Here is a 12,836-nt window from a genome sequence, read left to right as displayed (position 1 = left end):
GGTCTAACTAGTCTGTCAACCCTCTTTCGTTTTACCACCATCTATAATAACTGCATTATAGATGTGCAATATATTTACCGATAATGAATAAAAAATATAGCTAAATATATTCTTTAAAATAAATTCTATTTAAATATTTAGCGTAACTATATTTAAGCTCACATACTCTTTAATTTAAATATCTAATTAAATGAAAAACAATAATTATTTAACTATTTTCTATTCAACCTTACATTGACACTCTAAACCTTGCCGATTATCCTTTGCCTGCTGGCCACATTGCCAGTCAGCTTTTGACAGAGCTGGTACAAAAGGCGCACAACAACGTATTTTTCGTTTTGTGCGTTCTCCTAAGTCACGCCTTAATGGTGAGGCTAGGAGGGGCACGCTTGCGTGCGCTGGTTTCCTTTTGTACCAGTCTGTCAACCCTTCTAGTCTTGCCACCATTATTTGACAGTAATTGGTAAGACTCTTTTAAATCAAAAGGAGTCCGCTCATGCGTACTATTTCTTCTTATTTTTTGGCCTTTGCCAGATTCTCTCTACCCATACCGCTCAACTGGTCTTTAAAACGATTTAAGCATTTATAGGTTTAACTTTAGATCGTTACGACTAAAAAATCATAGCAACAATAAAACCCGAGATAGGTTAGCGCATCCTTTTTTGTGCAGCTTAGCCATGCCCGTTTTTAACACTCATTTTAAGAGTGACGGCATTTCTATCTCTTTTATATATAACAAAAAATTATTTTAAGCGGTATAACTATGCCAAATTTAGAAAATTCATTTAGAGCATTAAGAGTACTCCACGCAGCAAGAGACCTATTTAATCAATATGGCTTTCATAATGTAGGTGTCGACCGAATTATTGCGGAAGCTAAAGTGGCCAAATCCACTTTTTATAATGACTTTCACTCAAAAGCACGACTCATCGAGATGTGTCTCACTTTTCAAAAAGATGCATTAAAAAACGAAGTGTTTTCAATTATCCATTCATACCGTGAACTCATGTTGTTCGATAAGCTCAAAAAAATTTACTTTTTACATGCCAATTTAGAAGGTTTTTACCGTTTACCCTTTAAAGCCATTTTTGAAATTGAGAAGCTTTATCCCACGGCATATAAAGTCGTCATTGACTATCGAAACTGGTTCATTGATGAAATTTATAAATTACTTTTAAATCTAAAAGCTACTGCTTCAATGGAAGATGCTCACCTGTTTTTATTTGTGATTGATGGCGCTATGGTTCAGCTTTTAGGCGAAAATCAGCTAGATGACCGAGATAGATTATTAAATTACTTTTTGGCAATGATTGATTCGGATTAAGTCAATTGTATTGAAAAGACTTCAATAAACAATTTAATTGCTGAGGTGAAAAGTGAGGCTACTAGAGCCTCACTTTATATAGGTGCTTATTTTCCTTTTTTGGTTTTTAAGTACTCTTCATAAGCTTCATCTGCAAAGCGTCTTAAAGAATCTCCAATCGCGGCATATTGATATTCGTTAAGGTTGGCTAAAGAAGCGCGGGCAGAAGGGTGCTGTACACCAAAACCAGAACCTGGCAGTAAAACGACACCTGTCTCGTCAGCAACTCTAAACAATAGCTCGGTTGGGTTTTTATTTTTCATAACCCAGTCGGCAAACTCATCTCCGTACAAGATACGTGAGGTATTTTCCAGATTGACTAAAGTGTAATAGTCGACCGCATTTGGATCTATCGGAATTTCAACTCCAAGTTGGCGATAAAGTGCTGCATCGCGTTCACGCACAACGGATTTAACCGCTTTTTTGTAGCTTTGACGTGAGTCCATCATGTTAAACAAGGCAAATAGCACCATTTGAACTTGCTGTGGAGTAGAGAGGCCCGCGGTATGGTTTAAGGCGACATTACGGCTATCGGCAACTAAACGATCAATAAACTTGATACTGGCTGGATCAGTCGTTAAAGATGAGTAGCGTTCTTCAAGCTCTTTTTTCTCTTGTTTTGATAGGTTTGCAATTTTTTGATCAAGCACATTGTTATTTGAAAGCGCAATGACACCAAGCCGCCAACCAGTTGCACCAAAATATTTAGAGAACGAGTAAACCAAAATTGTATTATTCGGACATATTGCAAAAAGTGATTTGAAATTATCGGCAAAAGTACCGTAAACATCATCGGTCAAGATAATCAGATCTGGACGTTTTTTGACGATATCAGCCAAAATCGCGAGTCCTTCATCACTCATTTTTACAGATGGGGGGTTGCTCGGATTGACTAAAAAGAATGCTTTAATTGATGGATCTTCTAACTTTCTGAGTTCCGATTCTGGATATTGCCAGTCTAAATTTGGATCTGCCGCAATTAATACCTCTTCAAGCTGATAGTCATTGAGTTTCGGAATTTCTAAATAAGGCGTAAAAATTGGACTACCAATGGCAATACGGTCACCATTTTTAATAATTTTATTTTCTTTTAATGAGTTAAAGATATAGGCCATTGCTGCAGTTCCGCCTTCAACCGCAAACAAGTCTAGGTCTCTTTTTTGCATGCCTTGTACGCCCATTTCCCGCAAAACGTACTCTTTAATAATTGTTTCACTTACTCTGAGCATGCGATCCGGCACCGGATAGTTACAACCTAAAATGCCTTCGACCATTTCAAGTAGAAAAAGATCTGGGTCTAAACCTAACTGGTCGCGTACATAAGATACGGCTTTGCCTAAAAAGACGACGCCGGGTTTATCACGGTTTTCTAAAATGAAATTATCAAAACGTGACTGAAGCCCAACGGGGCGAGGGAAGCCGCCTAAACCTTCAGGCATATAAGAAAAAGAAAACTCAGATTCAGTCGCTGAAAATAGGCCGAGTTGAAAGAATGCTCTACGAGGAATGGTAGCGAGAAAGTTTGGATTACCTCGCCCAGCATTCAGCATCATTCGGTCAGTTCTGCTTTGAGCTAATGCGATTAAATTATCTTTGAGTTCAAATGGGCTGAGTTTTGCATATTTAGAATAATCGACTTTCCCCATGGGACGTCTCCTTAATTATAGTGAAATGAATAAAATTTTTAATTCAATGTATAAAATTAGGCTAAGCCTACGATGACTGGTCCGAGTAAAGTTAAGAACACATTCGCTAAGGCATAGGTGATTGCAAAAGGAACGGTAGGAATTGAATTTCCTGCCTTGTCTAAGATTGCGCCGAATGCAGGGTTTGCACTGCGTGAACCAGATAGCGCACCAGCCATAACCGCAACGTTTTTATAGCGCAGGACATAACGAGCGAACAGCATAGAAAGGAGTAGTGGAACGAGCGTCACAACAACCCCAATCATAAAGAGTGATAGGCCACTTTCTCTAATGGTTTGAATTGCTTGTAAACCGGACTGTAACCCAACAGCGGCAACGAAACCTGCAAGACCTAAGTCTTTTAAAAGTTGTGACGCAGCTAAAGGCATGTTGCCATGAACCTGATTTCGACTTCGTATCCAGCCAAATAGAAGGCCTGATAATAAAGCTCCGCCGCCTGCTCCTAAAGTTAAGGGCACATCGCCTAAGCGAATAACAAACAGACCAATGACTAAACCAACGACAAGACCAGCCCCATGAAAAATCCAGTCCGTTTTTAAGCTTTCCGGTAAGGCTTTACCTGCTTCTTTGACTAAACGTTCCAGATCACTTTTTGTACCGTAGACGGTGACAACATCACCTTGGCGTAAAACGGTATCATCACTTAAAGGCTGTGACTCATCATTGCGTTTAATCGCAAGTACATAAATACCGTGTTTTAAGTAAGCAGGGGTGTTGGCCTTCACATCTCCTAAGGTACGGTTGAGATATTTGGAATTTCTTAAGATAACATCGCTGGTATCCATAATCATTTCCATACCTTGTGATGACTGTAGTTCAGTCCCAATCTGCTCGGCAATTTGAACTACATTTGCACGGCGGCCTACCAGCAATATCACGTCGTCAGTTTGTAAAATCAGCTCGGGAGCCACATCAATAAACTGGTCTTTACGTTTTAACCGCTCAATTGTGATACTCGGTTCACGTGCCTCGATTTCGGCAATCGTTTGACCGTTTGCTTGCTTAACTTTATAAATACGGCCCACAATTTCCGGCATGGCAAGTTCTTGACCCGGCGCTAATTCAAAAGCGCCTTTGAGTCGTTCACTTTGAGCTTTTAAAGCGTCATCATGAATTTCCTTACCCATAAATTTAGGTAAGATATTCACACATACAATAATTGCGCCTAACGAACCAAAAATGTAAGTGACCGCATAGCCAATCGCGACATTGGCTTGCAGCCTTTGAATTTCTGCAAGGGGGAGATCAAGCCTAGAAATTGCATCTCCGGCTGTACCAATAATTGCAGATTGAGTCATACCACCAGCAGCGAGGCCCGCAGCAAGTCCTTTATCAAGATTAAAAATCTTGGCCATAACCAGAACCGTGACTAAACCACTAACTGCCATGAATACAGCTAAAAGAATTTCTTTTATGGACTGTCGTCCTAGTGACTTAAAAAACTGGGGACCACTTTCAAAGCCTACTGCATATATGAACAGAGCAAAAAGAATTGCTTTGACGCCATTATCAACCGGGACTCCAATAAGGCTTAAAACAACTGCAACGAGTAGAGAGCCTGCAACTCCACCAAATTGAAATTTGCCAAAATGAAATTGTCCAATCCAGAATCCTATTGCGAGTGATAAGAACAATAATATTTCGGGGCTGTGTTTTAAAACACCTTGTAACCATTCAATCATTTTGATCTCACTTTTATTATTGGATCTATCTTTAATATATAAATTTATTTATTTTTCAGTTTTAAAATACTATATGAAAATTACTTAAGCAAACCTTCAAACCTGAGGTTTTTCTTAAGTTTAATTATAAAAAATAATGTCTTTAAAATGCTTGTGATCCATTGTGTATCAGTAATTCTGAGTGTTTAAATCAGCTTTTATTTTTTTTATATAAGGTAAAGTTTACTTACAATAATATAAAAAATATTTCATAAAAGAAAAGTAATTTTACTTCGTCTTATTTTTAAATGTATTTAAATAATTTTTTGATATTTAATAGATTTTATTTCTATTGTTATTTGCTTTGTTAATTTTAATTAAATTAAAAACCAATTTACCTAAAATTAATATTTTGTTAAATAGGTCTCAAAAATATTATATATTTTAAGTTTAATAAAGATCATTCGGATATACTAAACTCCTGGTACTGTAATACCTTCTTTCTTGATTACCATACTTTTAAGAAAATTAATTATTTCCAAAATCATCTTTAGGACTTGTGATTTAAAAACTAAGAATTTCTTCGCAAAAAAATTTGTTTCTTCTTTGAATATAAGACTTAATGAATTGTCATACTTATTACTTTGGGCTATAAAAAAATGAAGTTTATATAAATCTTCAATAATCTCTATAATTGTTTCAGGACCAATAAAAGTAATTCCCCAATGAAAATATTTGTTTTTATCTCTATTAAATAAATGTTCAACTAATGAAAAAGCAATTTCATCAATAGCTATAGAGTCTACACAGTTTTTATTTCTTTCCAGATCTAAAGGTATAATTTGAATATTTAAGGAACCCACTAAACCAGAAAAGAATTTAACATCGAAATTAATTTTATATTAAGTAACTGAATAATTTAAACTTTATGATCCTAAGAATAAACTATTTATATTCAAAAATTCTAGATGTTTAGGGAAAATCAAATAGCAAAATATTTAACTATCTTAGTTCTTTTTCTTTCATTTAATGTAAGAATTCATCGATGCGGTCACTAATTTTTTCTTGAAGAAATGAGATTAGTTTGGCACATTGCTTATACATACAATTCTATGCAAGCGTTGTAGCAAGCAGTTACTGATACAGTAAAACTATAAATTTCAGAGTATAACTATGAAGCTTAAAGAATTAGCAGGTTGTGAGGAGTGCGATACTGTCTATCGTAGAATGCCGCTTGCTTATGGAAAAAGAGCTTATTGCGTATGCTGCGGTGCTGAACTCTATCGGCACACTAAACCTTTTTCAACATTGTTAGCTTTAATCTTAACTGCCTTAATCGTATTTATTATTGCCAATAGCTTTCCCATTGTAAAAATTGAACTACAAGGAAATACCTCGGAAACCACCTTACTTGGTGCTGTCTGGGTGATGTTTCATTATGATCGGGGTTTCGTGGGCGTCCTCATCTTAATTACTACTTTTATTGTGCCGCTTTCCTATCTTTTATTACTTTCCTATGTGCTAGGTACAGTGAGTGTATTAAAGAAAAGACCAACATTTCTGGTGATTGCCTTACGCACACTTTTTTTTATGAGAGTGTGGGGAATGGTTGAGGTGTTTTTAATTGGAATTTTGGTTACGCTTGTGAAGTTAATGGGAATGGTCTTGGTGATTCCCGAGATTGCGTTATGGGCATTCGCAATCTTAAGTGTATTGTTGGTCTATATTACTTCCATCAAGGTGAGTGATATATGGAACGAAATTGATAGGTCACTGCCATGAAAACAATAAAAAATGTGACCCAAGCAAAAAACTCGCAGCATGGGTTGGTTCTTAAGCAATATCCAAGAGCCAAAGATCTGTCATTAATTGTGTGTCACTGCTGTGGTGTTGTAAATTCTGCTCAAAATGAAAAAAGACGACGAGATAAAACGCCTCAAGTTTTACGTTGTATTCGATGTAATAGCGTGTTGCATTCACGCAAACCAGCAAGTTTAAATCGAACTTTTGCCTTAGTCGTGGCTGCAACTATTCTCTATATTCCGGCCAATGTCCTGCCAATGACGGTAACTGACTCACTTTTAGGTAGTCAGCAAGACACGATCATGAGTGGGGTAATTTACTTTTGGCAAAGTGGAGACTATCTGGTTTCAGTTGTCATTTTCATGGCCAGTATTTTTATTCCAATGCTGAAACTACTGATTTTGTATTTTTTATTATTTGCGGTATATCTACAATCTTCAGCCGGTTGGAAGTTTTTACCTGAGCAATGCGTTAAATTATATCGAATTGTCGAGTTTATTGGACGTTGGTCGATGATTGATGTTTTTGTGGTGGCGCTTTTAACAGCACTCATTCAGATTCAATCGCTTGCTACAATTTTAGCAGGGCCGGGTTCGATTGCTTTTGGTGCGGTTGTGGTGTTAACCATGTTCGCATCCTTAAGTTTTGATCCACGTATTATTTGGGATAACTTCTATACTTCTCAAAATACAAATAAACCTTCTTCTTTTGCTTCTGAAAAAACAACGATTATTCAGGCAGAACATCCGCCTTTGAATAATGATTCTATTAATCCCAGTCAATAAAAGAACAATGAGTATGTCTGAAAATGAAATAACCCCTGGTAACTCAGATCATCGTGATACAGATGTTGAACTGGATAACATGAATGATTTGCCAGAACCCCAAGAAAAGAAAAGTCGATGGAAGCCTTTATTAATCTGGCTGATTCCATTAATTGCTCTTTTAATCGCGCTTTCATTAGCTGTAAAAGCGCTGTTGTCTCATGGTCCTACCATTGATGTGTCTTTTCGCACCGCCGAAGGACTGGTCGCTGGTAAAACAACAGTCCGTTATAAACAGGTGGACATTGGTGTAGTACGGCAGATTGATCTTTCAGATGACCGTTCACACATTATCGCGAGAATTGATTTGCGCAAAGGTGCGAGTAACTTTGCAGCAAAAGATTCACGATTTTGGGTTGTGCGACCACGTATTGGGACGAGTGGAGTTTCAGGAATAGACACCTTATTGTCAGGTTCTTACATTGAAGTCGATGGGGGGAAATCAGAAGAGAAAAAATTTGAATTTACAGGTTTAGAAGTACCGCCAGTGATATCGTCAGATGTTCCAGGCAAAATATTTTTCTTGAATGCAGATGATTTAGGTTCCTTAGATGTCGGTTCTCCAATTTATTATCGTCGAATTAATGTGGGGCAAATTACAGCTTATAAATTGTCCGCAGATGGTAAAAATGTTGAACTGCAAACTTTTATCCGCGCGCCGTATGACAAGTTTGTAACTACCGATGCACGTTTTTGGCAGGCGAGTGGTATTGATGTGACCTTAAATGCTTCAGGCTTTAATTTAGATACTCAATCTCTGGCAAGTATTGTCGCTGGCGGTATTGCTTTCGGATATCCAGAAAATTCGCATGCTACGACGGCCGCGAATCATAGTCGTTTTAATCTTTGGGACTCAAAATCTGAGGCATTAAAAGAGCTGGATGGACAACCTCGTGGCGTGATTATGTATTTTGATCATTCATTGCGTGGGTTAGCAGTCGGTGCACCAATTGATTTCATGGGTATTGAAATTGGTAACGTTAAATCGATTAATGCAGAGTTCTATAACAACTATAAGCAGATTCGCATGCGTGTTGAGGCAGTTATCTATCCTTCACGTGTTGAAAATGGTCAGGCGCTTAATCCAAATAGTGTAATTTTCAAGAACTTTGTTGAACATGGATGGCGTGCTCAAATGAGAACGGGCAACCTTCTCACAGGTCAAAACTACATTGCCCTAGATAAGTTCCCTAAAGCTAAACCAGCCACATTACAAATTCTGAGTGATGATCGTGTGGTGATTCCAACGACACCAACTGAACTGAGCGGCCTACAAGCACAAGTTTCTCAGATTGCTGATAAATTAACGAAATTCCCGTTAGTGGAAATTGGGCAAGATGTACGTAAAACGCTTAACAATATGAACACCGCTATTGCCTCTACCGATAAACTGGTTAAACAGTTAGATGGTAAAGTGGCACCTGGTTTACAAGCAACCTTAGACGATGTTCGTAAAACGGTAAGATCATCTGAGTCTATCTTGTCGAGTGATGCACCGTTGCAACAAGACGTCCGCAAAGCATTGCAGCAAATGACACGTGCGGCAGCTTCTTTACAGTTAATGGCAGACTATATTGAACAACATCCTGAATCAATTATTCGTGGTAAGACACCAGAGGCCGATGATGAAAAATAAAAATAATCGATCTTTTCAGCACTCTAAAGCAGCCAAATGGCTGCCTGGGACTGGCCTGTTTTTAACGGCAGTTGCTATGACAGCATGTTCAAGTTCACCAACACCGAACTATTACACGATGTCCCCTAAAGTCACTGCGGCTACAAAATCAACTGTGCAAGTGATTGAGGTATTACCAGTCGGGATTCCAGACCGATTAGACCGTGCACCTATAGTGCTACAAGACAGTAGTGGCAAGTCTAAGGTGTTAAACAACGAGCGCTGGACATCGACTATGGGTACGCAATTACGCGATACCTTGTCTGCGGGTTTACAACAAAAACTAGGGGCAATTGACAGTTATAGCAGTGGGCTTTCTGGAAATAATCAGCCTTTATATCGAGTTTCTACAGACTTTTCTCATTTTGATATTATAGATAACAGCAATATTAATATTGCAGTGTCTTGGGTGGTGAAGCGTCAAATACCTCCAACTCAATTAGAGTCAGCTAATGCAAAAGTCATCACTAATCGAGGAGCGCAGCTAAATTGTAGAATTGCTTTTAAGCAGCCGATCGATCAAAAAGCTAAAAAAATGGAAGGCATTGTAAGTGCTTCAAGTGAGGCCATGAGCCAGATCATTAATTTTATTTCCTCTTCAATTGTGGCTCTAGATTCGAACAAAAAAGCGGTTATTAGCAATGGTGTTTGTTCGTAAAACGAAATGCTTTTAATCAGCCCCTTTATGTGTGCAAAACAGATAAAGGGGTTTTTTATTTTAGTTGCCTCGATAGGTCGAATAACCATAAGGGCTAAGTAGTAAAGGAATATGGTAGTGATTTACGCTGCCATCCACTTTAAAAATCACAGGTACTTCGGCAAAAAAAGTTTGTTGTTTGTTCTTTTTAAACCAGTCTTCAGTTTTAAAGGTAACTTTATAAACACCTTGCTCTAGTTTTTTATTTTCTGGATAGAGCGCTGCAATACGACCATTTGAATCGGTCACTTGCTGGTTGAGTTTAACCCACTGGTTATTGGTATTTTTTTCTAAAACGACTTCAATCTGAGAAGAGGGCAAACCCGTTTCTAGATTTAACACATGCACACTGAGTGGATTACTTTGTGCAAATGTAGCTGAAGCTATAAATAACGAAGATAAAGCAATAAATGATTTAGTCATGGTGAACTCCTTATGAATGAAAAATGGTTTCAATGGCTTTGCTTGCACATTGGTTGTCATTTTGTGCGCCACCAGCACCCGCAACCCCAATCGCTCCGATCACTTGGTTCTCAAAACGAACAGGTACGCCGCCGCCTAACAAAAGTAAATTTGCTACGGTGGTTAAATTTTTTGCATCGGGGTTTTGGTTACTGTTTTGGCTTAAAACTAAGGTCGATGTTTTGGTAGATAACGCTGTATAGGCCTTTTTCTCGGCAGCCATTAAATTATGCGGACCTACCGACTCATGGCGTTCGGCAGTTAATGGATTACCGCCGCGATCCACAACAACGACTGCTATGTTTTGATTTAATTTTTTGCATGTCTCTTTCGCACTGTCGGCTAATAGGTGCGCAGTTTTAAGATCTAATGAATAGACTTGATTCAAAGCAGGGGGCTGTGCAAAAGTACTATTACCCAATAACACGGCTGTTAACATCAGCCAGTTCAATTTGTTCATTATGATTTGCCTCTAGGTCACTTTGAAAATCTTAAACAAATTGCCTAATTTCAAGCATGACAATCACATTACAAAGTTGTCATCTTTCAAATGAGTCTTTAGAAAATGCGTATCCTTATTATTGAAGACGAGATCAAGATCGCCACTTATTTGGTCAAAGGATTAAAAGAGTCTGGATATCAAGCAGAGTGTGTTCACTTAGGGCTTCAAGGTTTGGAAATGCTAAAGAGAGATGAACATGACTTACTTATTCTTGATGTGATGTTGCCGGACATAGACGGCTGGAGCGTATTACAGGTCCTACGCCAGTTTTCAAAAATTCCGGTGATTTTCTTAACGGCAAAAGATCAGGTGATGGATAGAGTGAAAGGGTTAGAGTTGGGAGCAGACGATTACTTAGCTAAACCTTTTTCCTATATTGAACTGTTGGCACGTATTAAAAGTCTGTTAAGAAGACAGCAATATCTGCAAGAAAATGAGCTAGCTATTAGCGATTTAAAAATGGATTTGGTCAGTCATAAAGTATGGCGTAATAGAAACCTGATTGAGTTGAGCAAAACTGAATTTAATTTATTGCGTTACCTGCTGCTCAACAAAGAGCAAATTGTGACGCGCAGACAAATTGGTTCCGAAGTGTGGAATATTAATTTTGACACTGATACTAACTTTATTGACGTCGCGGTACGCCGTTTACGAAGCAAAATTGATGAGGGATATGAATTAAAACTCATTCATACCATACGTGGTTTGGGCTATAAAATTTCGGTTAGCTTATGAACTTTAAATTTCTGCGTTCTCTTGAAGTCCGTATTACATTACTGGTCACGCTTTGTTCTGCCTTAATTTTATGTTCCGTCGGCTTTATGACCTATTTAGGCATTAATCAAATTTTATTAAAGCAACAAGATAAAGCATTAGCAGACAGAATTAACCGTTTGGAAATTTTGCTGCAAGATAGCGAAAATGTAGAGCAAATTATTGCGCGGCCTAAGCTTTACCAAAATATGCTTGGCAATCAAGACAACTTGTTTCTGCTCATTCATAAAGACAAAACTTTAATTAATATTAATCCGCTACATATTCAGTTTCCTGAGCTTGCACAGCGCAACAGTCTTCAATTTCAAGATTTAGTCAACAATCCATATCCAACACGAATTGCTTGGAAAACCATAAAGATTAATAACGAGCCTTATCTACTCATTGCCGGTAAACAATGGTCGGAACGAATCAATATTCTTTCACCTTTTCAAGAGAATCTCTTGATGTATATGGTAGGGGGCGTGTTTGCAATCTTTGTGCTTTGCATTTTAGCGTGTCATTTTGGTTTAAGGTCGCTACAACAGCTTCGTAAGCAAACTCATTCAATTAACGTAAATCAGCTACAGAAACGGTTAAATCTGTCAAATTCACCTTTAGAAATTGAGCTGCTTTCAAAAGATATAAACCACATGCTTGAGCGTATCGAAAAAGGCTATACGCAACTCAACCGTTTTTCTGAAGATATGGCTCATGAGTTCCGCACACCTTTAAATAATCTGATTGGGCAAACCGAGATTGCTTTAACTGGCACACGATCAGTTGAGCAATATGAAGATTTGCTGGTGTCTCATTTAGACGACTACCACAGATTAAAACGCATGATTGATAGTATGCTTTTCTTGGCAAGAGCCGATCAGAAAATGGTTCTTGTAAACAAACAAGAAATAAACATCCAAGATGTTATAGATGGGCTATGCCAGATTTTTGAATATCAGGCTGAGGCACAAGATTGTCATTTTAGTCTTAACTTAGAGGCTAAAACGTTATTTGCAGATCCAGAGTTATTTCAAAGAGCTGTTTATAATCTTGTTTTAAATGCGCTGGTTCATGGTGGTGACAAGCGGACTATTCATATCGCAACTAAACATAAGATGTTTGAGCATACGCAATGGATGAGCCTGACGGTGGTAACGGGTGGTATTTCAATTGCTGAGCATCAACTTGAGCATCTTTTTGAAAGATTTTATCAATGCCATTCAAGTCGAAGTGATGAGAATCAGACAGGTGGATTAGGCTTATCGATTGTTGCTTCAATTATGGATCTGCATTATGGCCGCTATCGAGTTTATAACATGGTCGAGGGTGTGTGCTTTGAGCTTGATTTTCCCCTTCTAAAATTTATGCCATAGTCCCAATTGATGGGCTA

The 12,836-nt window shown here is 37.9% G+C and carries 12 protein-coding genes; 7 read left to right on the top strand and 5 right to left on the bottom strand.

From position 1 onward, the window contains the following. Window positions 1–763: 763 nt before the first annotated feature. A complete protein-coding gene (locus OD757_RS02475; RefSeq protein ID WP_263030749.1) occupies window positions 764–1,324 on the top strand; it encodes a TetR/AcrR family transcriptional regulator in 561 nt (186 codons plus the stop codon). An 86-nt stretch (window positions 1,325–1,410) separates the two neighbouring features. On the opposite strand, the gene OD757_RS02470 is transcribed toward OD757_RS02475, so the two are convergent. The 3 genes from OD757_RS02470 to OD757_RS02460 form a co-directional block, all read right to left on the bottom strand. After that, window positions 1,411–3,009, bottom strand: coding sequence for a bifunctional aspartate transaminase/aspartate 4-decarboxylase (locus OD757_RS02470; protein ID WP_263030748.1), 1,599 nt, complete (start codon window positions 3,007–3,009; stop codon window positions 1,411–1,413). A 56-nt stretch (window positions 3,010–3,065) separates the two neighbouring features. Further along, window positions 3,066–4,751, bottom strand: a complete 1,686-nt coding sequence (gene aspT / locus OD757_RS02465; RefSeq protein WP_263030747.1) for an aspartate-alanine antiporter — start codon at window positions 4,749–4,751, stop codon at window positions 3,066–3,068. A gap of 452 nt (window positions 4,752–5,203) precedes the next feature. Further along, complete coding sequence (locus tag OD757_RS02460; RefSeq protein WP_263030746.1) at window positions 5,204–5,593, bottom strand: hypothetical protein; 390 nt, start codon at window positions 5,591–5,593, stop codon at window positions 5,204–5,206. Between the two features lie 310 nt (window positions 5,594–5,903). Here OD757_RS02460 and OD757_RS02455 point away from each other — a divergent pair, with 310 nt between their 5' ends. The 4 genes from OD757_RS02455 to OD757_RS02440 are packed head-to-tail and all read left to right on the top strand — an operon-like array spanning window position 5,904 to window position 9,690. Further along, window positions 5,904–6,512 carry a paraquat-inducible protein A gene (locus OD757_RS02455; RefSeq protein WP_263030745.1) on the top strand — a complete coding sequence of 203 codons (609 nt, stop codon included), beginning with the start codon at window positions 5,904–5,906 and terminating at the stop codon, window positions 6,510–6,512. After that, window positions 6,509–7,318 carry a paraquat-inducible protein A gene (locus tag OD757_RS02450; RefSeq protein ID WP_263030744.1) on the top strand — a complete coding sequence of 270 codons (810 nt, stop codon included), beginning with the start codon at window positions 6,509–6,511 and terminating at the stop codon, window positions 7,316–7,318. The genes OD757_RS02455 and OD757_RS02450 overlap by 4 nt, the downstream gene beginning before the upstream one ends. Window positions 7,319–7,325: 7 nt before the next feature. Further along, window positions 7,326–8,993 carry an intermembrane transport protein PqiB gene (locus tag OD757_RS02445; RefSeq protein WP_009391528.1) on the top strand — a complete coding sequence of 556 codons (1,668 nt, stop codon included), beginning with the start codon at window positions 7,326–7,328 and terminating at the stop codon, window positions 8,991–8,993. Further along, window positions 8,983–9,690: a membrane integrity-associated transporter subunit PqiC gene (locus OD757_RS02440; protein WP_263030743.1), complete on the top strand. Its 708-nt coding sequence runs from the start codon at window positions 8,983–8,985 to the stop codon at window positions 9,688–9,690. Before OD757_RS02445 ends, OD757_RS02440 begins: the two co-directional genes overlap by 11 nt. A 60-nt stretch (window positions 9,691–9,750) precedes the next feature. Here the strand turns inward: OD757_RS02440 and uraH are convergent, their stop codons facing one another. Further along, window positions 9,751–10,152, bottom strand: a complete 402-nt coding sequence (gene uraH / locus OD757_RS02435; protein WP_263030742.1) for a hydroxyisourate hydrolase — start codon at window positions 10,150–10,152, stop codon at window positions 9,751–9,753. 10 nt (window positions 10,153–10,162) lie between these two features. After that, window positions 10,163–10,630, bottom strand: a complete 468-nt coding sequence (locus tag OD757_RS02430) for a GlcG/HbpS family heme-binding protein (RefSeq protein WP_263031012.1) — start codon at window positions 10,628–10,630, stop codon at window positions 10,163–10,165. A gap of 126 nt (window positions 10,631–10,756) precedes the next feature. Between OD757_RS02430 and OD757_RS02425 the strand changes: the two genes are divergently transcribed. Both OD757_RS02425 and OD757_RS02420 read left to right on the top strand, forming a co-directional pair. Beyond that, the gene (locus tag OD757_RS02425) at window positions 10,757–11,428 is read left to right on the top strand and encodes a heavy metal response regulator transcription factor (protein ID WP_263030741.1); all 672 of its coding nucleotides are present in this window, start codon (window positions 10,757–10,759) and stop codon (window positions 11,426–11,428) included. Then, the gene (locus OD757_RS02420; RefSeq protein ID WP_263030740.1) at window positions 11,425–12,819 is read left to right on the top strand and encodes a heavy metal sensor histidine kinase; all 1,395 of its coding nucleotides are present in this window, start codon (window positions 11,425–11,427) and stop codon (window positions 12,817–12,819) included. The genes OD757_RS02425 and OD757_RS02420 overlap by 4 nt, the downstream gene beginning before the upstream one ends. Window positions 12,820–12,836 lie beyond the last annotated feature (17 nt).

Source organism: Acinetobacter sp. AYS6 (assembly GCF_025630795.1).
GTDB lineage: Bacteria > Pseudomonadota > Gammaproteobacteria > Pseudomonadales > Moraxellaceae > Acinetobacter.
Note: the sequence above shows the minus strand (reverse complement) of the source record. Positions and strands in the feature narration are given on the sequence as shown.